We start from the raw sequence: 24,674 nt of genomic DNA on the forward strand, positions 1-24,674 counted from the left end.
TTCTATGGGGCCCAGAATCGTGGCTTTGAAAACATCCTACAGCGTACAATACCGGCACCCCTCTCTCACCCCATCATTCTTCTTCAGCATCCCCGTCACATCCACAATGATCGGCTTCCCATTGCAGATCGCAAGTACCTTCTCCAGTGTCAACGACGCAAATACATCATGCGGCGAGTTGATGATGATGCATGCCATTGGATCGTCAATCTCCTGGAGCGAGCCGATCGGCGTCGCTCCGAACCGCTCGATCTCCTTTGCCCCAAGCAGTGGGTCGTACCCATACACATCCACATCAAACTCCTTCAACTCACGGACCATCTCGCTGACCGGGCTCTCCCTGGTGTCGGGGACGTTCTCCTTGTAGGTGAGGCCCATGATCAGCACCTTCGAGTCCCTGATCACCTTGCCAGCCCGGTTCAACTCCTTGATCGCCATATCCGCGACATGCTTGGGCATGGAGTCGTTGATCGCACGTCCGGCCAGGATCACCTGGGGGTGGTAGCCGAGTTCCTGGGCTTTGTAGACGAGGTAGTAGGGGTCGACTGGGATGCAGTGGCCGCCGACGAGGCCGGGGCGGTACTGGTGGAAGTTCCACTTCGTGCCGGCGGCCTTGATCACTTCCTGGGTGTCGATGCCCATCTTGTGGAAGATGAGGGAGAGCTCGTTCATGAGGGCGATGTTGAGGTCACGCTGGATGTTCTCGATCACCTTCGCCGCCTCGGCGGTCCTGATGTCGGGCGCGCGGTACACGGTGGTGACGAGGCTGTAGAGTTCGCAGAGGGCGTCGCTTGATTCAAAGTCCATGCCGGCGACGTTCTTGGTGATCTTTGCGAGTTCGTGGGCGTCGTCGCCAGGGTTGATCCGCTCAGGGGAGTAGCCGACCTTGAAGTCCTTCCCGCAGACGAGGCCTGACTCCTCTTCGAGGATCGGCTTGATGATCCCTTCGGTGACGCCGGGGTACACCGTCGACTCCAGGACGACGATCGCACCGGGCTTGAGGTTATAGCCGACGGTGCGGGCCGCGGACTTGACGAAGGAGAGGTCAGGCTCTTTGGTCTTTTTCACCGGGGTGGGGACACAGATGGAGATGAAGTCCGCCTTTTTGATCTCGGCGGGATCTGAGGTGACGTGCAGCGGTGCCTTCGTGGTCTCCGCGATGTGCCGCGCCTTCTCTTCCACGATCTCGTAACCGATCGTGGGAATCTTCTCCGCAAATGCCTCTGCAAGGGGCAGGCCGACATAGCCGAGCCCGACGACGCAGACGGTCTTGTCCTTCAGTGATTCCTGAACCATGTGATCGTCTCCATAAGTCCTGTTTTCAAGTCGTACTCCGGTGCGTACCCAAACGCCTCGCGCGCACGCGAGATGTCGGCGAGGGAATCTCTGACGTCGCCGGGGCGAGGGGCCTCGTGGATCGGTTCGAGGTCTTTCCCGACGATCTCCATGATGGTGCCGGCAAGTGTCAGGAGGTCGATCCGCTCGCCACAGGCGATGTTGAAGGCACCCTGGGCGTCGCTCTCCATTGCTCTGATGTTCGCCTGCACGACGTTTTTGATGTAGGTGAAGTCCCGCGTCTGTTTGCCATCGCCGTAGATGACCGGCGGCTGGTCATTCAGGATCCGCTTCACGAAGTTCGGGATGACGGCGGCGTACTGGGAGTTCGGGTCCTGGCGCGGGCCGAAGACATTGAAGTACCTGAGGCAGACGGTCTGCACCTCGAAAAGATCGGAAAAGACCGATGCATAATACTCGTCGGCGATCTTGGAGACGGCGTACGGGGAGAGGGGGTGGGGGTTCATGCCCTCGTGCTTGGGCAGGGTCGGGGTGTTGCCGTAGACCGAGGAGGAGGAGGCCATGACGACCTTTCTGACCCTAGCGTCGCGCGCTGCAAGGAGGACGTTCAGGGTGCCGGTGACATTTGCCTCATGGGTCGCCATCGGGTTCTTCACCGAGCGCTGGACACTGGGGAGCGCCGCTTGGTGGAAGATTCCGTCGGCGTCCTGGAAGAGGTTCTCGAGGAGGTCGGTGTCGTTGATGTCTCCCTGGACAAAGGATATGTCCTCACTGTCGACGAGATCCTGGATGTTTTCCATCCGTCCCGTGGAGAGGTTATCGATGATCGTGACCTCGTGGTCCAGAGAAAGCGTCCTGGCAAGATTTGACCCGATGAATCCTGCCCCGCCTGTGATAATATATTTCATTATATCTCCATTTTTTCGGCTCTGTAGAATTCCTCAAGACGGTCATCTCTGCGGGGGGCTCGCCGCCCCCCGGTCCCCCCGCGCGAAGATGGGCAGGGGACGGCAATACCCTCTTCATCGTCATTGATAGTGCCTTCCCGTCCCTATCGCAATCCCGGGGGTCCGGGGGCAGAGCCCCCGGCGTGAGCATGGGGGAAGGCGGTTGAATCAGACTTAAACCTAGAAAAAGTGAGGTTTTCTACAGGGCCATTTTTTCAATAATATGTCTGTTTTTATCCCCTCTCCCGATCCCCCTATAGGCGAAGCCGGCGTCGATCCAGACATCAGGATTCACAACATTCCGCCCATCGATGATCGCGGGATGCGCACATCCACACAACTCCCTCACACGCGCCGGCACCAGTCCCCGATACTCCTTATGCCCGGCAAACACCACCACCGCATCTGCACCCTCAAGCACACCCTCTAAATCACGACTCAGCCCCGCTGGCACATCCGGCGCCGTCGCGGGGTCCACCCACGGATCATGCACACGCACCTCCGCGCCCGCCGCACGGGCCATCTCATAAAACGGCTCCGACGGGGTGTTCCGTGCATCATCCGAATCGTTGATAAACGCCCACCCGAGCAGCGCAATCTTCGCCCCCTCCAGCGTCTTGCCCGCCTGCGCGAGCGCCGACTCCGTCAGCCGGAGCATATGCACCGGCATGAAGTCGTTGATCCCCCGAGCAAGGGTGTACAGCGACTCCCGGCCTGTCGGATAGTCAAGATCATCAGGCCCGAGCTGCTGCACCCCTCGCTCCAGATGGTAAGTATCCTTGGTGAGGCAGTGGCCGCCGACGCCGGCGCCGGGCCAGAGGACCGCACGGGTGATGCCCTCGCCCTTCAGGGAGGCCACGCCGGCACGGACGTCGTAGACGTTGATGCCCATCGCCTCGCAGTACAGGGCGAGCTGGTTGATGGCGGCGATCTGGAGGTCGCGGAAGGTGTTCTCCGCAGTCTTCGTCACCTCGGCGGCGGTGGCGGTCATCGGGATGACCTGGCCGGTGGTGAGGACGCGGGAGTAGAGCTCGACGGCCCGCCGGGTGGAGACCTCGTCGATGCCGCCGACGCAGCGGTCGTGCTCGCGGATGTTGCGGAGGAGGCGGCCGACCATCACCCGCTCTGGGGCGTGGGCGAGGGCGAAGTCCTCCCCCGCGACAAGGCCTGACTCCGCTTCGAGGATCTCGCGGGCCATGCCCGCGGTGGTGCCCGGGGTGATCGTCGACTCAAGGACCACGAGGGTGCCGGGCGTGAGGTGTCGGCCTACGTTTCGGATCCCTTCGATGAGGGGAGTGAAGTCGGGGAGGAGGTCTTTTTTGTCCCTGAAGGGCGTCTGGATCGCGAGGGTGACGGCGTCGCACCCGGCGACCTTTGAGAAGTCTGGGGTGCAGGAGAATGTTCCGGCTGAGACGACCTTTTTGAGGAGGTCTCCGAGCCCGGGCTCCTCGCCCTTGAGGGGCGACTCGCCCCTGTTGAGCATCGCAATCTTGTAGCCCGAGGTGGGCGAGTCGCGCTGGAAGCCGTAGACGTGTTCGGTCCCGGGAGCGTTTGCGAAGAGGAGGGCGGCCGGGATGCCGACATAGCCCATGCCGAAGACGCCGATGGTGCGGATGGGGCCGCGCTGTTTGATGAGTGAAGTGAGGTTCGTGGTCATGGTATACATCTCGATATCGATTCATAATCCGCGATGATCGCGGCGATCTGTTCTGCGGCGGTGCCGTCGCCGAAGCGAGTTGAGTGGCGGCGGTTCTGAACCCCCGCCTGCTGCGCCTCCGCGATGATCCTCTCCCGGTCCGCGCCGACGAGGACGTTCCAGCCGTCCTTGATGGTCTCCACCCACTCGGTGTTCTCCCGCAGGGTGACGCAGGGCACCTGGAGGATATAGGCCTCCTTCTGCACCCCGCCCGAGTCGGTGAGGACCGCACGCCTTGCTGAGGAGGTGGAGCATCTCCAGATACGGGAGTGGCTCTGTGATGCGAACGTTCTCCCCCGTCTTGATGCCGTACGCGGTGAGGTACTTGCGGGTGCGCGGATGGGCCGGGAAGATCACCGGCAGGTCGAGGGCGGCGAAGGCCTCCATGATCGACCGCAGGTGCTCCTCGTGGTCGGTGTTGCCGGCGCGGTGGACGGTGGCGAGATAGTAGCCGCCCTCTTCCAGCTCCGGGAAGGGTGCGTGCTCCTCTGCGAGAGTGCGGTTGTGGCGGAGGGCGTCGACCATCACGTCGCCGGTGAGGTGGACGCCGGCCGTGACCCCTTCGGCCGCCAGGTTCTGCACCGCCGTCTCGGTCGGGCAGAAGAGGAGGGTAGAGCAGTGGTCGGTGAGCACGCGGTTCACCTCTTCTGGCATCGTCCGGTCGAAACTTCGCAGGCCGGCCTCGACGTGCGCCACCGGGATATGGAGCTTTGCCGCTGCCAGGGCGCCGGCGAGGGTGGAGTTCGTGTCACCGTAGACCAGTACCATTCCGGGATCTTCCTGGAGGATGACCTCCTCGATGGCGGCGAGCATCCTCCCGGTCTGCTCACCATGGCGGCCTGACCCGATCCCCAGGTTGTAGTCGGGGGTCGGGATCCCGAGGTCGCGGAAGAAGACGTCTGAGAGAGCGGCGTCATAGTGCTGGCCGGTATGGACGAGCACCTCCTGGTGGTTTCGTCGGAGGGCGGCGGAGAGCGGGGCACACTTGATGAACTGGGGGCGAGCCCCGACGATGGAGAGGACCTTCACAGCGCCACGCCCTCTCTGATCGCGTCGCAGACCTGCACGTTGGCAAGCCCCTGTGCGGGCGTCACCGGGAAGGGTTTTTGGTCGCGGGCGCAGCGCACAAAGGTCTGGAGTTCGGTCTTGAGGGGCTCGACCTTGTTCACCAGGAGCTTCTCGATGATGTTCTCCTGGTGGTACAGCCCGTTGGTCTGGTCGTAGGTGCAGGGCTTGCGGTAGACGTACACCTCCTGGGCCATGAAGTCGGCCTCGATGGTGCGGTTCTCCTCCTCGATGTAGATCGACCTCACCTTCTTGGAGGACTTGCGGGAGGCGGAGAGGTAGACCGGGGTGGTGCCGAAGGTGGCGAGGGCCGAGGCGACGTCCGCCGTGCCGGTGGCCTGGAGGGTGTACTCCTGGTCAGGGAAGAGGATGTTGAAGGCGACGTCGATGTCGTGGATCATCAGGTCCTCGACGACCGAGGAGCCGGTGACGCGGGCCGAGGCCGGGTTGTGGCGGTGGAAGGCGACGTACAGGGGGTCGTGTACGAGCCCGGCGATCTCGGTGACGATCGGGTTGAAACGCTCGATGTGCCCGACGCCGACGACGACGTCGTCGGGGATCATGGCGATGAGGGCCGCCCCCTCCTCCGCGGTGAGGCAGATTGGCTTCTCGACGAGGGTGTGCACCCCGGCGGCGATCAACTCGCCGGCGGTCCTGAAGTGGTACGGCGTCGGCACGCAGACCGAGACGCACTCGGCCTTGCTGAGGAGTTCGTCCATCGAGCGGCAGACCTCGGCGCCGGTCGCGGCCGCGACCTCCTCGGCAGCGGCAGTATCGAGATCATAGACATAGGTGGTGCCGACCTCCTTGAGTTCGGTGTACACCCGGACGTGGTTTCTTCCCATCGCCCCGGTGCCGATGACGCCCGCGTCCATCATTCAGGCCACCTCGTTGATCGCGTCGCAGATGTACGCCCGGCCCTCGTCGGTGACGTTGGGGTGGACCGGGATGGAGAGCACCGAGGCCGCGAGTTTCTCGGAGATCGGGCAGGCGTCGGCCCCGGCATAGAGGGGTTGGTGGTTCAGGGCTACGGGATAGTGGACGGCGCAGCCGATCCCCTGCTCGCGGAGATGGGCCATCAGGTCGTCCCGCGAGAGCGGGAAGGCGTCGGTGACCTGGAGGGAGTACTGGTGCCAGACATGCGTCCTGCCGGGGGCGACCGCGGGGAGCACCAGGCCAGGTGCGGTGATGTGGGTGCGGTAATAGTCGGCATTCTCCTGCCGGCGGCGGTTGAAGCCGTCGAGTTTTTTGAGCTGCACCCGGCCGACCGCCGCGGCGAGGTCGGTCATCCGGTAGTTGTAGCCGAGTTCGGTGTGGAGGTATTTGTCGGCCTGGCCGTGGTTGATGATCCGGCGGAGGAGTACCTTATAGTCATCAGAGCCGGTCGTCACCATCCCGCCCTCGCCGGTCGCCATGTTCTTCGTCGCATAGAAGGAGAAGCAGGCGAGGTCGCCGAGCGACCCGGTCCTCTGTCTGTGATATTCCGCGCCGTGGGCCTGGGCGGCGTCCTCGATGAAGACGAGATTATTATCATCGCAGATCTCGCGCAGCGCCCCGGCGTCGCAGGGCTGGCCGTACAGGTGGACACCGATGACGGCCTTTGTCCGGGGGGTGATCTTCGCGCTCACATCGGCCGGGTCGACCGTGGCGGTCGCCCGCTCGACGTCCGCAAAGACCGGCACCGCCCCGCACATCGAGACCGAGGAGGCGGTCGCAAAGAAGGTGAAGGCCGGGACGATCACCTCGTCGCCTGGCCCGACGCCGGCGGCGAGCAGCGCGGCGTGGAGGGCCGCGGTGCCGGAGTTGACGGCGACGGCGTGCGGGACACCGCAGTACGCGGCGAATTCCTGTTCAAACGCGGCGGTCTCCGGGCCCTGGGCGATCATACCCGAGTCGAGGACGACGGTGACGGCCTCTGCTTCCTCGCTTCCGAGGGAGGGCTGTGCGATTGGGATCTGCATGGGGGTGCTCCTGATTGAATGCGCTGTTATTTTCGTGTGTCTTTTTATAAAAGTTTGTATTTTCTTCTGGGAATCAGGGGGAGTTAAACAGATTCGGAAGAGATGGAGCCGATGGAGGGGGAAATTTTTCCCTGGAAAAAAGAGGGACATTCACGAGGGAGAGGGCCCGCCCTCTCCCTCCTCGTCCTCTACCCTCACCGTGATCAGGTACGAGTGCCAGCCACCCCGTCTGATCGTGATCTCGGCGATCTCGCCTTCGGTCTGGCGCATCTCGGCGGCCAGGACGTGGGGGACGAGGTACAGGGGGACGGGGTACACGCTCCTCGTCCCGGCAGGAGTCTTCTTTGATGGCATGGTGATCGCTCTCCGGTGTCTTCGCACACCAGAGGGAGGTGGGAGGGGAGAGGGATAAATGAGGGGCGTGTGCGGGGGGTGAAAGTGAGCGTGAGAGTGTCGGGATGTTTCTTCATCGGGGGGATGAGCCCTTCTTCCCGGGATGCGGCCGGGAAGAACTATGGGGTATCTCTCAAAGAGGTTCGAAGGGGTTGGCCTCCTCCTCTGGACGAAGATGGCCGGGGGACGGTGACTGTATAGAATTTTGCATGAACCCCACGTTCATGCCCGATTCTCCAGAGCCGATCTGCGACACCATTATGGGTTCCCCGAAGATCGGTCGTGAAGATGCTCCAGGATGGCATCCCGGAATGCCGTGAGGGCACCGAGATCCTGGTGCAAGATTGCATAGACCTGTTCGAGATCCAGATCCCAGTAGATGTGGACCAGGACATTCCGGAATCCTGCCAGGGCCGAGAGATCACGGGTAAGCGGTTCAGGGAGAATCCCGTTCTCGCCGAGGATCTCAAAAGTCTCGCGGTAACTTGCAGGTTTCCTGAGCCGCTCTTCTGCGATCAGATCGGTTGCAATATCGATCGCCGACTGGATCCCGACCAACATTGCATGAAAGACCATATTCCGGGTATCTCGATCAGAAAAGAACTGCTCCCTGGAGATGGATTGATATCGTTCCCAGTCCCCCATCGCATCCTGGAGTTCCCGCATGTGGTGAAGAATTCTCATGTGGCCCCTGTTGTAAGAAGCGAGCGGTCCATCCTATCGTAGAGGGGCTTGAGATCGAGGTACTTCGCCAGCACATCAGCCTCAAATGCAACTCGCAGGCTCTCATCCCTGGCAAAGACAACCCTTCCCGTCTTCACCACTTCATACTGGAACTCCACGGGTGCGGTATTGAGAATCCGAAGGTCAACCTCGTATCTCGGCGTGATGCATCGTTCCAGATCGGCTGCGATCTTCATAGCATATCTGAAGAGTTCATATGGGCTCCTTTCCCCGGAAACGATAAGCCCTATGTCGATGTCATGAAAGTCGCTTCGCGCCAGGAACGAGCCATAGAGATAACCCAGCAGCAGATCCTCGACACCGGAGAGGCACCGGCTGATCTCTATGATCATCTCTTCTCTCTCACGATCGTTCATATCTCCCCCTGAAGACATAGTGACTTCTAACCTGATACTAGGATTGGGTGAAGGCAGGATAAAACTAGCGTTGCACTGAAAGCCTGGTGGTAGCGTGCATCCATTCTTCTGCAGGATTCCGTCCAGAAGAGAAGAGATCAGGTGCCCTGGCGTTTGGTCGACCGAAATCCTGGGGGTTGGAGGTAGCGATATTTGGATCGAGTGTGAAGAGGGGAACACTTCTCCTCACGCAAGGGTTTGCATGCCGTCTGTCCGGAACCACGGCGAGGGATGATCTCCTCTTCCCTCTTCTACGACCTCATGCCAGACAGAATACACACTGATGAAAATCGATGGAGCAGATTGAAACGACTGATCTTTGCGAGGTGGATGAGCGGTGAGGAGTTACTGACTGCTCGTGGCATAGGCTTTTGTCCTGGTCGAGATCCTCATTGGCATAGTGCCTGGGGATCTTCTGTGCTCCAGGCAATTGCTCCCATTCCCATCTGTTCACCCCTGCGAGAGCACAGGCCTTTCCAGACGAGAGGATGCCACGCTGGTAGAGTGCCAGGGCGAGTTCCTGCTGCAGTGCGGCCTGGATCGTATCGGGAGGAAGACGGAGTGCCTGGACGATATCCTCGGGCACCACGATCGTGATGTCTGACATACTGTATGGGGAAGGGTGGAGCGTAGATCGTATAATACTATTGAAGAGTCAGGAAAGAAAGGCCGCCTATTTTTGACCATGAGCATATCCCAAAACTCTCCGGGGTTGAACATCTCCTCGGACCGAAGCGCTCCCTTCCAGAAATGCTGAACTTTCTCCTCTACCAGGGGGCTTGCCGACCCCCGACTGCCCGCTGATGAAGATTGGCGGGGGATCCGCATCCCGTTTCTCGGTGGCGATCCCCGGAAATCAGCCCCTGATCCGGGCTCTGTTTCCACTATTTTCAGGGGCGTACCGCGGCGCCAGGATGGATGACATTACCTGCAGTCATATGGGGCGTCTGCGGGCCGGGTGAGGGGTGGTTTCCATCGTGCACCGGGGGAAAAATGGTCTCTCCTGGGAGATCTGGAACGAAGCCTGGTCCGGCCCCGGATCCGGGGCCGGCTCCCTGAATCCGGGGACAATATAGGCGTATTTGGGGGGGAGAGGGCCGTCGGTCCGGGTGGATACGCATCCCCCATGAGCGGGGGGGTCAATCCCTGCCCGGAGATGGAACCGGGAATGCGTTCTTCATGAAGGGATCGTTGCGTGCAGGGGGAGATCGGGCGTTCACTTCGACAGAATTACAGTTACAGGAACGCCTGGAATTCCTCGACGGTCAGCCCGACCTGGAGAAGAATCGTCTGAAGGGTCTTAGGGGCAAGGTTTTTCACTGAATGTACAGGGACCGTGACGATGACGCCGCGCCCGGGATGATGAGGTAATGGTGGCTGCCCCGTATTCCAACCTCCTCGAAGCCGGCTCTATTCAGGGCCAGGACTATCGGGAGTTTCATGTTGCATTGCTCGTGTTCAGAGGTACAGAGACCTCAACCGGAATGGGCTTTCCCGGTTTTCTGGCTACCTCGAGGTACCCCGCGATTGCCTCTTCAATATGTGCCAGTGCTTCTTCCTGGATCGATCCCTCGCCGATGCACCCGGGAAGGGAAGGGAAGGGACGGTTACGGTGTACCCTCCATCCTCATTCTGCTCCATGAGGACAGTGTAACGGAGACGAGTCTCTGCCATGATCCCTCCACTGGAGAGTGATACATGGCAATATATAGGAGTTCCGTACGAGGTGAATGCCCCGACTGAATCAGGCATATGGTCCTGGACCATGCCGATGCTCCCGCTCATCTCCTGAAGTTTGGTCCTGATGGCGGCACTCCTGACAACCTCACTTCGGAGGCAATCGCCCGCTCCCCGATAGAGGCATCGAGACGGTGCTTGAAGAGAGGGAGGATGAGACAGGAAGCCCGGGTTCTTCAGGGTGGGGTCGTTCACCCTCGTCCCGATCCCGGACGAGGGCCGTGGGGGGACTTCGAAGATTGCCCGGGGTCATTATCATGGCAACTCTTATCTCCCTCTATTCAGATAGGAGAAGATCAGATGAGCCTGTATGCAGATGTGCTGGAAAAGAGGGATGAGATCCTGCGGATCGCAGCAGGCCACGGTGCCCGTACGGTCCGGCTCTTCGGCTCGGCTGTCAGGGGTGAGGAGACCCCGGAGAGCGACATCGATCTGCTCGTCGAATTTGAACCTGGACGAAATCTCCTCGACCATGTCGCCCTTGTCCAGGATCTGGAGGACCTGCTCGGCCGCAAGGTCGACGTCGTGACCGAGGGTGGACTGCACTGGTATATCAGGGACCGCATCCACCAGGAGGCCGTCCCCCTGTGAAAGACGACCGGCTGTACCTCATCCATATCCTTGAGTGTGCTGGCAGGATCGAGTCCTACACCCGGGGAGGGCGGGAGGCGTTCATGGCATCCCCGATGGTGCAGGATGCGGTGATCCGGAACTTCGAGATCATCGGCGAGGCGGTGAAGCAGGTCTCAGAACAGGTGAAAGAAAAACGTCCCGACGTCCCATGGCGTGCAATTGCCGGTCTTCGTGATATCCTGATCCATCGGTATATGGGGGTGGACCTGGACGCGGTGTGGGACGTCGTCGAACAGGATCTCCCTGCACTGAAGCGGGCAGTTGCAGAGATCCTGGCCACGTTGCAGCAGGGCCCCTGAACCGGAGACGATCGAGGGCTGCGCTTTTTTTAAAATGTCCTCTCTTTCCAGAAAAGGATGGACCTTCATAGTCAGTCCCGGGTGTCGGCCGCGGCATCCCGGCTGCGCAAAAATGCCTCGATCTCCTGCCTGAACTGGGCGAAATCTCCGATATGCTCCTGCAGGATCGCAAACGTGAGGGCGTCGTCGATCGCTCCGGAGCGGTGGACGACGGATGGTTCTGAACCCTTTCATCGCCTTGAGGTTCGTGAGCCTCCCTCTGCTGAGGATTCCGTGCCGGATCAGATCTCGTCCGTACCGGGCACGCCGAGGCGGAGGTCGGTGTTCAGCATCGCACAGATATCGAAGACATTCACAATCCCACGGTCGATCCCGAGTACCTTAACCTCCTGCACTGGTTCCACGTCTGGATGCTCCATCGAGATGTGGAGGTAAAACACCTTCTTTCTCCTGTCATAGGAGAGAGTCGAAGTCGTGACCTTCCAGGAGAGGTACTGGCGATGATACTCGGAGATCGGAAACGTCGCTTTGATCCGTCCTTTCACCGATGCAATGGTAGCAAGACCCCGCACCAGGTTCACCGTGATGACTCGTTGATTGTACCGCATAGCGGCGAACGGCTTTCGTTCGGGTATGGTCTTACACTTCACGGCTTTCAGGGCCTCACACGCGCAATCTCGCGCACCCTGCACCAGAGAGGACGGAAGATCAGGAACAGTCTCACGAACACCCTTGTAGGTTGCCTTGTGGTTCTCCACCTTATTCCACGTATGGTCCTTGGACCCCCACTGTGCAGAGGCAGAGAACGCGATGGAATAGGCTCTCATCGTATTGAGGAGAGCAGTAGGGCCACCTTCAGGCAACTGAAGTTTGAACGTGATTGTCCGGATCACATTCAGATGCTGACCATGATAGCAGAAAAATGTACCGGAGGTGACGGGCAATTCCTCCCCGGCCTGAAGGCCGGGGTCTCCTTGCCCATTTAGATGAACCTCCTGATCCCCCCTATGGTCTTGATTATGCACCTGGAGGAAACCTCATCGGGAATCCAATCGATATAAATGAAATGAACAGGGTTAGAAGATATCAAAAATATTCCAATGTCTGATCACATCACCAGAGTCCTCAAAATCGTCTCCGGCAGTGTTATAACTCAGGTTATGGTGATGGGTTGTATCGGTCGGGGATTATGGGTTGCCTTGATGCATCGGTTCGCAGTGCATAGTGTCACCCCATCCAGACGCTGCATCAGAAATAATATGAAGCCAGGATCCAGCACATTCAGGAGAGAATCGATATGAGAGCATACTCCCGGTACATCGGAGTGCCTTTGAGTCAGGGTGCATGACAGGCAACGAGCAGAAGGGAATAATTACCAGGTTTTTTTCACACCTGATCCTCCCCGTCGTGAAGAGAAACCCGTATGCTTCTCGTGTGTTCGAGTTTATCCTGGATAATCCACTTTACAGGGGCGTACTCATCCTTGGCAGCGGCACCGCAGTTGCCCAGTTGATCGGTATCATTTCGATGCTGCTCATTACGCGCCTCTATACTCCGTCTGATCTGGGTGTTCTTGCGGTATATTCATCCATATTGGGGATCGTCGGGACCGGCGCCACTTTTCGGTATGAGTTTGCCTATGCATTACCAAAACAAGATGAAGATGCGGCAAATTTGTTTGGACTGTGTCTCGTCCTCCTGATCATTACAACCGCGGGGTTTGCACTGATTCTCCTCTCTGGAAGGGAACTTCTGATCGATGCCTTTGGTCTGGATACCCTTGAGCGGTATATCTGGTTCCTGCTTATCGGTTTCTTCGGGATGGGGCTCTATACAATACTGAACTACTGGGCAATCCGGCAGAGGGATTACAAGAGGATCACCTACACAAAGATCAATCAGGGTGCAGGGGGTGCAGTGTGCAAGATCCTCCTTGGTATTGTCTCATTAGGGCCAGTGGGCCTGATAATCGGGCATATCGTCTCTCAGATCGTGGGAATCGGCACGTTTGCACGTGCTATGTGGAGGAAGGAGAGAGAAAACCTCAAGGCCATATCCTTGAGCGGCATGAAGGGTGTTGCAAAAACATACCGGAGTTTTCCAATATTTAATCTGCCGGCCTCTATCGTGAACACCATGTCCTTGCAACTCCCGCCGCTTATGTTGCTCGCACTCTATGATGCACAGGTTGTCGGTTTCTACGCCCTTGCCCATATGGTGATGGTGCTTCCTGTCAGTGTCATCTCACAGTCGATGGGGCAGGCATACGTTGGCGAAGCGTCAAAGATGGTCAGGGAGGAGTCCCGAGAACTGCGAATGTTCTATATGAGAACATTCAGGCATTTATCGATGATTGCCGTCCCTCTCATTGGTATCCCGGCGTTGTGTGCCCCGTTTGTGGTTCCGATCATTTTTGGTGGGGCATGGGTGGAGGCGGGATGGTATTGCTGGCCGTTGGCGTTGATGGTCATCCCACAATTTATTTTTTCACCAATAGGTACTTTGTCATTGTATGGATATAATCACTGGGCGTTCATGTGGAATGTTGCACGTGTTATCGGGATTATTATCTCATTTTATCTGAGTTTTTTGCTCGAATTGTCTGTAATAACAACTATAATAATTTATGCATTTGTTATGTTGGTGATGTATATCGTTGGGTTCATAATGAATTTGAAGGCGATTGCCAACTTTTCGTCGGAGATAACGCACTAGATAAGTATAATAACTGGATCGAATGATGGGGTTATAGAAAGGAGAAATGCGGATATCACAATGTGATTATATCTTTGATGAAATATTGTGGTGTGCGTCGTAATTGCTAAGAATATGGGGGAGGGGGGGTAGAAATGATTCCTGGGATAGAAAAAATTGTTGAAAATAACTTCTTAAAAAAAAGATATGTCTTTTTGACAAATAAAGAACATTTTCCCGGACTGCGTGTACCCAAAAAAGATGAAAGTATTGCATGTAAAATCGAAAATACCGGTGATGAGGAATATATCCCGGGACTTCTGGCCGATATAGTCGATGATAAGGATGTTCTGGGGAGCATTAAGAAAATCTTAACGAATTTTAAGAATAGTGTTCTCATCTCTGCAAGTTATGATGGTGAAACGGCGGGATGTATTGTCGTTCTTATTCCCTCTGAGCCTATTATATATGATAACTGTAAGTATACCCCCGATCAGGTACGTTTTGCTCAGCTCTATGTAAACAGTAAATACCGTAGGAGAGGTATTTCATCACATTTACGATATGCTGCATTTGATTATTGGTATAATCATTATCCGGATAGGACTGTTGTGGGTATTATAGAGGGATCGAATGATGCATCACTCCAAGGAGCACAGAAGATGAATTATAATTTCGGGGGGGTCAATTACTTAATAAAATTTTTTGGAAAAAACCTGATGTCGGTAACAAATTGCACCGGGAAATGGGAGTTTCTTTTGTTATTTAGGGGTACAAAGTTTAAGAGAATCTAATTTATTTCACTCCCGGATATTTCCTGGGAATCTATTTCTGAAAAAGAATCTCTGATATATATGAAGAACAAGACCCCTGCTTTCGTTTTCGGATGCCAGTATAATGATCTGAGTATCATTCAGAAACTGGGCCGCCAGGGTACTCCGGTCTACGCCTGTCACTTGTCGAACCTCTGTGTGGATCATCAGGATCTTGAGAGTGGTGCATTTATTTTTCCAGAATCCGGGGATGTTTTTCCTTTTCTGAAATTCATTGTCATCGAAAATACCATCCAACAGGAGGACTCAAGGTATTTTTATTCGATGATGGAAATGTCCTGTGATGCATCCCCCAGAACAGACAAAAAACCTGGCTTGAGGGTTGCAGGAGAAAATTGCCAGGTTCAATTGTCTGGGAGGAATAGTCTCTCTATAATCCCTCGCATCGATAAGTGGGAAACCCGCGTTGCCTTTCGGAATGCCGGGAGCAAAAATTTCTCTTTGCCGTTCCAGGAGGTCACGGCAAAATGAAAAAAATCCTTATTCTACAGCCTGATTTAGACCAGTCGGTCTCGATTGCAAAATATATCAAAAAACATTCGGATAGGTATTATGTAGTCGGTGGATATGAGGAGGGCGTTCCAATTCCAGGAAGATTTTCTTATTTTGATGAAATGATTGTGGTGCCCTCAGATAGCGACTTGATCCCGGAGAACTATGATCTGATAATCCCTACCGGTGCGAAAAGCACCTTTCAAGAGATCACTCAAAAAGGGACGATAAATATTGGTAATATCAAGTATGATAAAGCAAATCTCATAGTCTTCGATAAAGTAAAAACGCTCGAAATTGTACGTGAAATCGGCATTCCAATCCCGGATATGTATTCAGATCTTGATGAAGTCCTTGAATATCCGGTATTTTACAAACAGGACTTTGAGAGGGGTGGAGGGGCCAGGGGAATTTTGAAAGATAAAAGTGAGTTAAGGGGAGTTTTCAACGAAAAAGGACAGATCTATCAGGAGTATATTAATTCTCCCTCTACGTATGGTGTTGCTTTTCTTGCGCATGAGGGACATATGATTACCTCCTTTATTCAAAAGGAGTTGCTGAGTTACCCTCGTGCCGGTGGCTCTGGCGTGGTATTGACAATTTTTGATGATCCAGGATTAATTGAGTATACGAAGCGGATAATCCAGAGATTGAATCTCAGTGGATGGGGTCTGGTTGAATTTAAATATTGCCCAAAAAGGGATGATTATGTATTCATGGAAGTAAATGCAAAGTTCTGGGCTTCAATAGAATTAGCATTTATGAATAATTCAGTATTCCTCAAGGAATTATTTGACATCGATTACACTGAACCGAAAACATCGAATATAATTTTCATGAATCGATTGGTAGAGTATGGCATTCTAGAATATATTCAAACATGTGTTGAGTATAAGGATTTCTACAAACTCAATTCGCTGAAATCCGTAACCGAACTGACTCTGGGATGTCTGCGTGGAGTCAGAAGAAATATTATGGGAGACCTCGATTAACCCGGGGCCTGGGGGGCATCAGTTATAAAATATCTGTCCCGGTTAAGTGAAAGGTTTCTGAAAATCCTCCTGGAATTTTCATCAGGTACCGTCAAAAGCATTTCGAGAGTTTCGACCCGCCACGCTCCCTCCTCTCTACAATGCCGCAGCATCTTCTCGTAGAACATCATCCCCTCCCTGTTCAGGCAGTGTGCCAGAGGAGGAAGACGTCGATGCAGCGCTCGGCCGTATCGATGGTGCCTGACGAGATCCCGGCACCGCTTGAAATCGATTCGCATGTAGTCGTCAGACTGGAAGGAAACTCCTTAAGGGAGTTCTGTACGGCCAGCAGTCAGGTTCGGCGATAGCGGTGTCGCCGAAGGCCGCTTCGAGTTCGGTGTTCGCGAGAAGAGTTTGGTCTTTGCGGCGTTGAAGCCGGTCAGGGTGGAGGTGCAGCCTCAGGGGTTGTCGACAGGGATGCTCTCGATGGTGCCGCTGGAGGCGGCGGCATCAGCGATCAGTGTGTCACGTTTCCGCACCGCCGTCTTGTTGACGGAAGACAGGACAAATGCAGCCACTGGTGTTTCTCTCCTGCATGGACGGCCCTTGGCCCGCCGAAGCGGAGGTCGGTGCTCGGCATCGCACTCGGGATGAATTCGATCGATACGATGTCGCGCCTGTATCGATTCATCACCTGTCATGGTGACGGCGCCGCCGATCAGGGAGAACTCCGGGATAGCAATAGAAGAATTTCGGCTCTGTTGAATTCCTCTTCTGGCGTGACCATGAGGGGCTGCTCACACCCTTGCTCCTCCGTGATGGATCGGCAGAGGACGGGAACCCCCTCTGAACGATTCCCCGTCCGCCTTCCCACTCTATCGCAATCCCGGGGGTTTCGGGGGCAGAGCCCCCGGCGAGAACATAAGGGGAAGGGACGTCGATCAGAAGGGTCGCCCCACCAGAAGAACAAGAAACGTTGCCCTGCTCTCTCTCGCTGGGGGAACCCCCCGAACCCCCCCACGGCGAAGATGGCCGAGGGGCGGCGAGGTGCTCGGTTCCCGCCACCCTCAAGGCCAGGAGAAGAGGAATTGAGGGTTTACCATGAAAATGATCCAGACGTTCAATTCTGGAGTTATGGATGAGAATTTGAACACACAGATTTCTCTCATACCTGATATACGGAGAAAAAAAACCGCCCTCAGAATGTTCGGGCTCTCTGCCTTCCCGCCCCCATCTTCGTCCCGGGGGTTCGGGGGCTCTGCCCCCGGCGTGAAAATGTGGGAAGGGGTGATGATCATGCGTGCCGCCCCGACCGCAGAATCTTCACCGTCGTCTCATACCGGGGGGCGAGTGCCCCCCGGACCCCCCACGGCGAAGATAGCCGAGGGGCGGCAATTGAACAGTACCCTTCAGGTGCCCTGTTGCGAGGAGAGGAATCAAGTATCCCTCCGCACTCAGGAGAACTGCAACGAGAAATTTTCATCCCGTATGCTTGAGCCAGGGGTTCATGCCTGATTCAACAGAACCAGAATTTCAGGATGAAATCGCCGCCAGGGGGTCATATCGTCAGATCTATTCCAGAAATATTCAAATCAGAATATTTATCACGCCTCTCGGTAATACTTCGGAGACATGGTATCTGCGACGGCAACGGCCAGAGGCATGGCCCCCCTCTGGATCTGTCTCCTTCTTGCCTGCCTGCCTGCCGGCGTCCTCGCAGAGGAACCCCTCTGGAACCTTTCTGTGCCGTCCGCGATCGGTGAGCTCACCATGACCCCGGACGGGTCGTATGTTCTGACAAACGGGGAACGCCTCTGTTTTCTCACCGGCAACGGCACCGTCCTCTGGACAGAGTGCTCGGCTGAGATGACTGACTGCTCTGCAGACGGCCGTTCGATCGCCGCTGCACGAGGCCAGCAACTCACTCTCTTCGCCAGGAACGCCACGGTGCTCTGGAGAGACGACCTTGATTCCGATACTGTGGACCTAGCCCTCTCCTCAGATGGCACGCGGCTTGTGGTCGCAGACCTCCCTGGAAGGGTGCATTTCTTCAATGCTGACGGCACCCTCCGTGCCACCGTCGATACCCGGGGCGATCCTGATGACGATGAGAAGAACGATCACCGCTCCTGGATCAGCGACATCGCCCTCTCAGAGAAGGGGACGTACGCCGCGGTCATCTCCAGCCGCGGCCTTTTCTATTATACCGGCAACGGAAGAAAACTCTGGGCGCACGAGGACGAACTGGAGGGCGGCACCGCCGTCGCCGTCTCCGGGACAGGAGACGAGATCGCCGCCGCCTCGGATGCCGGCGTCCGCCTTCTGAACCGCACCGGTGCACTCCTCTGGGAATATAAGTCCCACCGTCCGGTCACAGCGCTGGCGCTCTCCTCGAACGGCTCCCGCGTCCTTGCCGGCTCGCAGGACAACACTCTCATATGCTTTGATAGAGGCGGAGAGCAACTCTGGACGTTCACCGCCGGTGGCTGGATCCGGGATGTCGCCGTCTCTGAGAATGGCTCTCATGTCCTTGCCGGATCCATGGATGGGCAGGCCTACCTCTTCGACGGCGAAGGCCAGGTGCTCAAGACGTACCCCCTCGACGGCTGGGTTGACCATGTCGCCCTCACCGCCGACGGCACCGCCGGCGTCGCTGCCTCTTCTCATGAGATCATCGGTTTTTCTACGACTGTTCCTGTATCCCTCCCAGCGCCTGCGGCTGAGGTGCAGACGACCACGGTCATAACGACCGCGAGTCCGACGACTCCGACTGCCGTGGCTACGACGACCGCCGTCCCGACGGCCGTCCCCGCTCCTGATCCGAAGGAAGGCGTCGGCCTTCCTCTCCTGCTGGTCGGGCTGCTCATCGGTGGCGTGGTCCTCGGGGCAGGTTATCTTCATCGCCGGCGTTCTTCTCTCCCCGAGGTGCGGGTGGTAGAAGAGGGGAGCGAACGATCTGCATCATCCACGGAGATACCCCTTGTTCTGGAGGAGGAAGAACCCGTCGCATCCTGGGAGGCCTTTATGGAGCAGGGAAAAACCCGGGAAGCGGCCCAGATCATCTCGCAGCAGATGCTTGTCCTGGTCGGAGTGCGGACCGGTGCCCACATCTTTACCACCGCCGATGCCCTCGATGCCTGCCCGGGACAGCGGCACGATCTCGCCGCCTTCTTTGCGGCCGCGGACCGCCTCGGCTACGCCCTCGAGCCGCCGGATGTGCGTGAAGTGGAGGCGCTCGCGGCTGCATATCTGCACATTGCAGAACGGATGGGATAGAGGGTCAGGACTATTTCTGGTTGAGCATATCCCCAAACTCTCAGAGGGTTGAAGACTCACTTGAACCGAAGCGCTTTCTTCCGGAAATTATGGACAGATATCTTCCACCGGGGGACTTTGCCCCCTGGACTTCCCATGGATGAAGATTGGTGGGGGACCGCATCCCCTCTTCGTGTTCTTCTCTCCGCCTTCCCGCCCCTATCGCAATCCCGGGGGTCCGGGGGCAGCGCCCCCGGCGAGAGCATGGAGGATGGCGGGCGATCAGACAGGCCGCCCCACCAGAAGGACGAGAAATTCTCATCTGCTCTCGCACGCCGGGGGGAGACCCACCGGACCCCCCACGGCGAAGATAGTCAGGGGGCGGCGAAGTACCCGGTTCCCGTCACCCTCCTGGTCATCTACCATAAATCTTTTTCATGCGGTATGCCTGAGGCGTGTTCTCGGCTTATGCCTAATTTTACAGAGCCGAAAAATGAGAGAAATACTGATCCCCGGCACTCTTATCATGCAGGGGTTTGGGGGGCGGTCAATCCCCCGCACAAAGACCAGTACAGACGATTTCTTCACGGCTAAAAATGTCTGTCGTTCACTGCATTCCATTCGCGACCTTTTGTTCTTGACTCGCCACTGCCATGTTGTGGTGATGGCCGGAATTTTATAAATTTTAATATATATCTATTGTGCTACAGACACCGAAGAATTATGGGGGGACGGGACCGGTTGTCATGGTCTGTTCAGCGTCCTGGGATGATACGTCCTCGAGTTCGTACCGGTGGAACATGCCCGGCGAGGAGCATCTCCAGCGTCCTGAATGAACCTGTCCGGATAGAGGCTAACCTGAAGGTCAAAGAAGTCTTTTTTGAGGACGAGGCCTTCACCACAAGCAGAGAACGGGTTCTACAGTCTTGTGGAAGTTGCCAGGAACAGACTCTTTCGATTGTTTGGTCCTGCAACACCCTTGATCTTGAGATGATGCAGGCGATGAAGAAGGCGAACTTTCATCTGCTCATTGTTGGTTCTGAGTCGGGGGAGCAGAGGTGAGATGAATGAGAACATCCACCATCTGTATGGTGCATGGCTCGGACGTGAGCATCCCGAATGGTGCTACCGATCGAGTCATTGCATTTGTCAACGGCTTAAAAAATGCAGATTATGATGTTCATCTGGTGGTTCCGGAGCCGATGGGTACACTTCCGAAAGATGTGGAAGGGATAAATATCCATTCGATAAACACCACGGAAAAAGGGATAACGAATCAAGTTTCGAGGGCCGTCGCATTATCTCTAAAAGCAAAAAGGATTGCCCGGAATACCGGTGCGTTATTGCAGATCGAACATAGTACCCTCGCAGGATTTGCATCTCTCATGGGGTGTTCTGATTTTATACTGGACATGCATGATCTTTGTTTTACCGATCCGCTGTATTTGAATCTCCCATTTTCAAAATTCATACAACGCGGCATCTATAAAGTCGAAGAACGTGCTGTGAAAAATGCGTCTAAAATTCTTGTGGTCTCAGAACCCATGAAAAACTTTGTTATTGACGAATGGAATATTCCGGGAGATAGAATTGAAGTTATACCGAGTGGATACTTTGCATCTAAAATTGGCAATGGCATTTCGCAAGTCCCGGTAAGTCCGGATGTGATCTCAAGAGTCGGTTCTCTTTTCGTTCATCTTGATATAGATGCGATCGTGGCACTGGCAAAGTCTCTTCAAGAAACAGAGGTGAAAATTCATCTTATCGGCGGGGGTGTCGCAGAACATGAATTACACCTGAACATTCAAAAATACCATCTTAACAATATTGTGGTGCGTGGATGGGTATCATATCAAGAGGCAGTTCGCATAATGCGTGGTTCTCTTGTGACATTTGAGTCGATAAAAGATACGATGACCACAAGGCTGGCATCGCCGATAAAAATCCTGAATTATGCGGCAATCGGCAGACCAATTGTCTTATCGGATGTAAGTGAACTCAGTGGCATCTTTCAGTCAAAAAATGCCGCCCTCGTATCTGATCCCTCGGATATTGATCAATTTGTTGAAAATACTCATTTGCTTCTCGATAATGCAGGTTTACGGGATCAGATTGGGAATAATGCATTCAATCTGACACGTGCCTATAGTTGGGAGAAACAGGGAGAAAAACTAGCAAATATCCTGGATGATATGGACTGAACAATCTGTGGGGTACAGATGGTAATGTTTCATCGAATCTTGAGAGAGGAGACAATCTATGATTGCAATTGTCCTCGGCACTCGCCCTGAGATCATCAAGATGTCCCCGATTATTCGGGCCTGTGAGACCCATGGGCTTGACTGCTTCATCCTTCATACCGGGCAGCATTACTCCTACGATATGGACAGGGCCTTCTTCGTGGACCTCGACCTCCCTGAACCGGAGTATAGCCTCGACGTCGGTTCGTGGACCCATGCCGAACAGACCGGTCGGATCATGGCCGGTATCGAGAAGGTCTTGATGAAGGAGAAGCCTGAGATCGTCCTTGTCCAGGGTGACACCAATACGGTCCTCGCCGGGACTCTCGCCGCCGCGAAACTTTCTCTTCAAGTCGGCCATGTCGAGGCCGGTCTCCGAAGTTTTGACCGGAGGATGCCTGAGGAGATCAACCGGGTCGTCGCCGATCACATCTCCGACCATCTTTTCGCCCCCACCGAAACATCCAGACAGAATCTTCTTCGAGAAGGGATTGACGACGCGAAGATTCTGGTCACCGGGAACACCGTGGTCGACGCCGTCTCTCAGAACCTCGAGATCTCAAAGACGCGGTTCGATGTTCTCGATGAAATGACGTTGAAGCCAGGGGAATATTTCCTTGTCACCGCCCATAGAGCAGAAAATGTCGACATACGGATGCGTCTGGGAGGGATTCTCGATAGCCTTGCTGCAATCGGGGATGCCTACTCGAACCCTGTGATCTTCCCGATGCACCCGAGAACCGCGAAGATGGTCAGGGAATTTGGCCTCTCCCTGGAGGGGATCACGGTTACCGGACCTCTGGGATACCTTGAGTTCCTCCAGTTGGAATCGAACGCCCGCCTCATCCTCACGGATTCCGGGGGCCTGCAAGAGGAAGCCTGCATCCTTGGAGTGCCCTGTGTCACCCTGCGGGACAACACCGAACGTCCCGAGACGGTTGAAGTGGGGGCGAATGTGCTCGCAGGCGTGCACTCTGAAAAAATTATTTCGAGTGTATCGAGGATGCTGGGTGCAGCCTCGACATGGAAAAACCCGTATGGAGAAGGAAATGCAGGTGAAAAAATTGTTGCCCGGGTGGCCCACCAACGAAGATCTGAATTACATCTGCCACTCTCATCCAGTGGATGTATAGAAAAGAAGTAATACCACCTGCAGATGTAAGATGGGTTTATTTGAGAGGTGATGACGTGTTAGATCATTTGTCTTTATTATATCCGGGATCGATATGCCCTGACTTAACCGGAGGCTACCTCCGAACGATTCCATTGGCAAAATTAGTCAGGGATGATTTTATCGAGGTGAATATTTACACCACCGATGAGAATAAAAAATATCATGGCCAGATTGATGGCATCAATATTATACAGGATAAAAAGTTCAATGGATCTCTCGATAAATTCGTTTATTATTTTAATGGGCTTTTCTCCAATAATTTTAATTTGAAAGTTCCTGAATGTGCCTTAGATAACATTGATGATACTCTCTTTCAACTCGAAGGACCGTATTTCTATAATTTCATTAAAAAAACAAATATTGACCGATTTATTTTAGACGAGCATAACATCTATTGGGAACTTCAAGAATTTCCGTCATCTGACCCAAAAGAACTTGTGTACAATACAATCTCGGGGGCCAGGAATAAAAAGATCGAATTGGAAGCTCTTAATGCTGCGGATCACGTCCTGGTTTGTTCAAAACGAGATAAACAACTGATACTCGCTCATCTCCCACATATTGTCGATAAAATAACTGTTATTCCGAACTGTGTTTTTGCAAGTGAATATAGCCAATATATAATGGATGCTTCTGTGAAGAACAGAGATAATGAACCCTGCTCTGTTTTGTTTGTAGGATCTTTATCATATGCGCCGAATATCGATGCAGTCAGGATTATCTGTTCCAGAATTGCGCCTGTATTCGGAGATGAGGTACAATTTCTCATTGTCGGGAAAAATCCTCCCGATATTCCGAGACCATCAAATGTGAATTTTGTGGGCTATGTTGATGATGTCAAGGAATATATCATGAAAAGTGACATCTGCATCGCTCCATTGCGCTATGGGAGCGGGACGAGGCTTAAGATCCTTGAGTACATGGCGATGGGCAAGCCGATCGTTTCAACGTCAAAAGGTGCCGAGGGTATTGATTATACGGAGAATAAGGACATCATCATAGAGGATGATCTGGATGCGTTCTCTGAAAAGATCCGGATCCTCCTGGATGACAGGAGACTGAGGATTAATCTCGGAAAAAACGCTATGGATCTCATTCAACAGAAGTATGACTGGGAAATCTATCGAAAAACTCTTCATGAAGTCTATGAAGCCTGTAGGTAATATCCCCCGGCCTTCTCAAGTATTCTCTGGTCGCTCCTCGAAGCGCGTTCTGCTTCTCATACTTCCTTCTGGTCACACTCCCTGGTCAGGGGTTGACCCTGAGGTTACCCCAAAAGTGTCTGTGGGCTTGAACATTCACCGGGATCGAAGCACATTTTTTCAGAAACTCTGAACTGCTCTCCTCTGCCGGGGGAAAAACCCGGATCCCTCACGGACAAAGATAGTCGAGGTGCGGCATGAAGTGGTGGTCCCATGTGGCGTCCTGCTCCGAAGACGGAGCAAGGACCTATGCCCACTTCAGAGACCCATGTAATTTTCATGGCGTATGCTTGAGCCCCAGGTTCATGCAGAATTACTATCAAAATGATCCTGACGTTCAATTCTGGAGTTATGGATGAGAATTTGAATACACAGATTTCTCTCATACCTGATATACGGAGAACAAAACCACCCTCAGAACGATCCGGTTCTCTGCCTTCCCGCCCCTATCTTCGTCCCGGGGGTCCGGGGATAGCGCCTCCGGCGTGAAGATGTGGGATGGCGTGATGATCCGACGTGCCGCCCTCAATCGTAGAATCTTCACCGTCGTCTCGCGTCGGGGGGAGACCCCCCGGACCCCCCACGATGAAGATAGCCGAGGGGCGGCAATTGAACAGTATCCTTCAGGTAACCTGTTGCGAGGAGAG

General features: G+C 55.0%; 22 protein-coding genes and 1 pseudogene. 10 read left to right on the forward strand and 13 right to left on the reverse strand.

The genetic code is table 11. The features are described 5' to 3' along the window. Positions 1-36: 36 nt before the first annotated feature. The 11 genes and pseudogenes from RJ40_RS10420 to RJ40_RS13055 form a co-directional block, all read right to left on the reverse strand. The gene (locus RJ40_RS10420; RefSeq protein ID WP_265580787.1) at positions 37-1,296 is read right to left on the reverse strand and encodes a nucleotide sugar dehydrogenase; all 1,260 of its coding nucleotides are present in this window, start codon (positions 1,294-1,296) and stop codon (positions 37-39) included. Further along, on the reverse strand, positions 1,278-2,204 hold the full coding sequence (locus RJ40_RS10425; protein ID WP_265580788.1) for an SDR family oxidoreductase: 927 nt from the start codon (positions 2,202-2,204) through the stop codon (positions 1,278-1,280). The genes RJ40_RS10420 and RJ40_RS10425 overlap by 19 nt, the downstream gene beginning before the upstream one ends. A 238-nt stretch (positions 2,205-2,442) precedes the next feature. Then, entirely contained in the window at positions 2,443-3,900 is a 1,458-nt protein-coding gene (locus tag RJ40_RS10430) for a nucleotide sugar dehydrogenase (RefSeq protein ID WP_265580789.1), read from the reverse strand. After that, positions 3,897-4,968, reverse strand: a pseudogene (gene wecB, locus RJ40_RS10435) (non-hydrolyzing UDP-N-acetylglucosamine 2-epimerase). The gene RJ40_RS10430 and the pseudogene wecB (RJ40_RS10435) overlap by 4 nt, the downstream one beginning before the upstream one ends. Beyond that, positions 4,965-5,879 (reverse strand): Gfo/Idh/MocA family protein, encoded by a 915-nt coding sequence (locus RJ40_RS10440; RefSeq protein WP_265582566.1) that lies wholly within the window; start codon positions 5,877-5,879, stop codon positions 4,965-4,967. Before RJ40_RS10440 ends, wecB (RJ40_RS10435) begins: the two are co-directional and overlap by 4 nt. 3 nt (positions 5,880-5,882) lie before the next feature. Then, positions 5,883-6,965: a DegT/DnrJ/EryC1/StrS family aminotransferase gene (locus RJ40_RS10445; protein WP_265580790.1), complete on the reverse strand. Its 1,083-nt coding sequence runs from the start codon at positions 6,963-6,965 to the stop codon at positions 5,883-5,885. Between the two features lie 150 nt (positions 6,966-7,115). After that, on the reverse strand, positions 7,116-7,319 hold the full coding sequence (locus tag RJ40_RS10450; protein ID WP_265580791.1) for a hypothetical protein: 204 nt from the start codon (positions 7,317-7,319) through the stop codon (positions 7,116-7,118). A gap of 297 nt (positions 7,320-7,616) precedes the next feature. Next, a complete protein-coding gene (gene hepT / locus RJ40_RS10455) occupies positions 7,617-8,042 on the reverse strand; it encodes a type VII toxin-antitoxin system HepT family RNase toxin (RefSeq protein ID WP_322743877.1) in 426 nt (141 codons plus the stop codon). Then, the gene (gene mntA / locus RJ40_RS10460) at positions 8,039-8,458 is read right to left on the reverse strand and encodes a type VII toxin-antitoxin system MntA family adenylyltransferase antitoxin (RefSeq protein ID WP_265580792.1); all 420 of its coding nucleotides are present in this window, start codon (positions 8,456-8,458) and stop codon (positions 8,039-8,041) included. The genes hepT and mntA overlap by 4 nt, the downstream gene beginning before the upstream one ends. Positions 8,459-8,756: 298 nt before the next feature. Further along, entirely contained in the window at positions 8,757-9,104 is a 348-nt protein-coding gene (locus RJ40_RS10465) for a UPF0175 family protein (RefSeq protein ID WP_265580793.1), read from the reverse strand. A gap of 629 nt (positions 9,105-9,733) precedes the next feature. Beyond that, positions 9,734-9,817, reverse strand: coding sequence for a type II toxin-antitoxin system HicA family toxin (locus RJ40_RS13055; protein WP_394357404.1), 84 nt, complete (start codon positions 9,815-9,817; stop codon positions 9,734-9,736). 717 nt (positions 9,818-10,534) lie between these two features. Between RJ40_RS13055 and RJ40_RS10475 the strand changes: the two genes are divergently transcribed. Next, a complete protein-coding gene (locus RJ40_RS10475; protein ID WP_265580794.1) occupies positions 10,535-10,825 on the forward strand; it encodes a nucleotidyltransferase family protein in 291 nt (96 codons plus the stop codon). Beyond that, positions 10,822-11,166 (forward strand): HepT-like ribonuclease domain-containing protein, encoded by a 345-nt coding sequence (locus RJ40_RS10480; protein ID WP_265580795.1) that lies wholly within the window; start codon positions 10,822-10,824, stop codon positions 11,164-11,166. Before RJ40_RS10475 ends, RJ40_RS10480 begins: the two co-directional genes overlap by 4 nt. Positions 11,167-11,447: 281 nt before the next feature. Here the strand turns inward: RJ40_RS10480 and RJ40_RS10485 are convergent, their stop codons facing one another. Further along, a complete protein-coding gene (locus RJ40_RS10485; RefSeq protein ID WP_265580796.1) occupies positions 11,448-11,816 on the reverse strand; it encodes a hypothetical protein in 369 nt (122 codons plus the stop codon). Between the two features lie 694 nt (positions 11,817-12,510). Here RJ40_RS10485 and RJ40_RS10490 point away from each other — a divergent pair. The 4 genes from RJ40_RS10490 to RJ40_RS10505 all read left to right on the forward strand — a co-directional run bounded on the left by RJ40_RS10490 (position 12,511) and on the right by RJ40_RS10505 (position 16,177). After that, positions 12,511-13,881 (forward strand): oligosaccharide flippase family protein, encoded by a 1,371-nt coding sequence (locus RJ40_RS10490; RefSeq protein ID WP_265580797.1) that lies wholly within the window; start codon positions 12,511-12,513, stop codon positions 13,879-13,881. A 134-nt stretch (positions 13,882-14,015) separates the two neighbouring features. Then, a complete protein-coding gene (locus RJ40_RS10495) occupies positions 14,016-14,654 on the forward strand; it encodes a GNAT family N-acetyltransferase (protein ID WP_265580798.1) in 639 nt (212 codons plus the stop codon). Between the two features lie 60 nt (positions 14,655-14,714). Continuing rightward, positions 14,715-15,164: a hypothetical protein gene (locus RJ40_RS10500; protein WP_265580799.1), complete on the forward strand. Its 450-nt coding sequence runs from the start codon at positions 14,715-14,717 to the stop codon at positions 15,162-15,164. Continuing rightward, complete coding sequence (locus tag RJ40_RS10505) at positions 15,161-16,177, forward strand: ATP-grasp domain-containing protein (RefSeq protein WP_265580800.1); 1,017 nt, start codon at positions 15,161-15,163, stop codon at positions 16,175-16,177. Before RJ40_RS10500 ends, RJ40_RS10505 begins: the two co-directional genes overlap by 4 nt. 1,046 nt (positions 16,178-17,223) lie before the next feature. Here the strand turns inward: RJ40_RS10505 and RJ40_RS10510 are convergent. Then, positions 17,224-17,454: a hypothetical protein gene (locus RJ40_RS10510; RefSeq protein ID WP_265580801.1), complete on the reverse strand. Its 231-nt coding sequence runs from the start codon at positions 17,452-17,454 to the stop codon at positions 17,224-17,226. Positions 17,455-17,818: 364 nt separating this feature from the next. Here RJ40_RS10510 and RJ40_RS10515 point away from each other — a divergent pair, with 364 nt between their 5' ends. The 4 genes from RJ40_RS10515 (at position 17,819) to RJ40_RS10530 (ending at position 23,988) form a co-directional block, all read left to right on the forward strand. After that, on the forward strand, positions 17,819-19,432 hold the full coding sequence (locus tag RJ40_RS10515) for a WD40 repeat domain-containing protein (RefSeq protein WP_265580802.1): 1,614 nt from the start codon (positions 17,819-17,821) through the stop codon (positions 19,430-19,432). Between the two features lie 1,046 nt (positions 19,433-20,478). After that, complete coding sequence (locus RJ40_RS10520) at positions 20,479-21,612, forward strand: glycosyltransferase (protein ID WP_265580803.1); 1,134 nt, start codon at positions 20,479-20,481, stop codon at positions 21,610-21,612. A gap of 58 nt (positions 21,613-21,670) precedes the next feature. Next, the gene (wecB, locus tag RJ40_RS10525) at positions 21,671-22,795 is read left to right on the forward strand and encodes a non-hydrolyzing UDP-N-acetylglucosamine 2-epimerase (protein ID WP_265580804.1); all 1,125 of its coding nucleotides are present in this window, start codon (positions 21,671-21,673) and stop codon (positions 22,793-22,795) included. After that, positions 22,777-23,988: a glycosyltransferase family 4 protein gene (locus tag RJ40_RS10530; RefSeq protein ID WP_265580805.1), complete on the forward strand. Its 1,212-nt coding sequence runs from the start codon at positions 22,777-22,779 to the stop codon at positions 23,986-23,988. The genes wecB (RJ40_RS10525) and RJ40_RS10530 overlap by 19 nt, the downstream gene beginning before the upstream one ends. Positions 23,989-24,674: the final 686 nt, after the last annotated feature.

It is taken from the genome of Methanofollis aquaemaris, assembly GCF_017357525.1.
Classification (GTDB): domain Archaea; phylum Halobacteriota; class Methanomicrobia; order Methanomicrobiales; family Methanofollaceae; genus Methanofollis; species Methanofollis aquaemaris.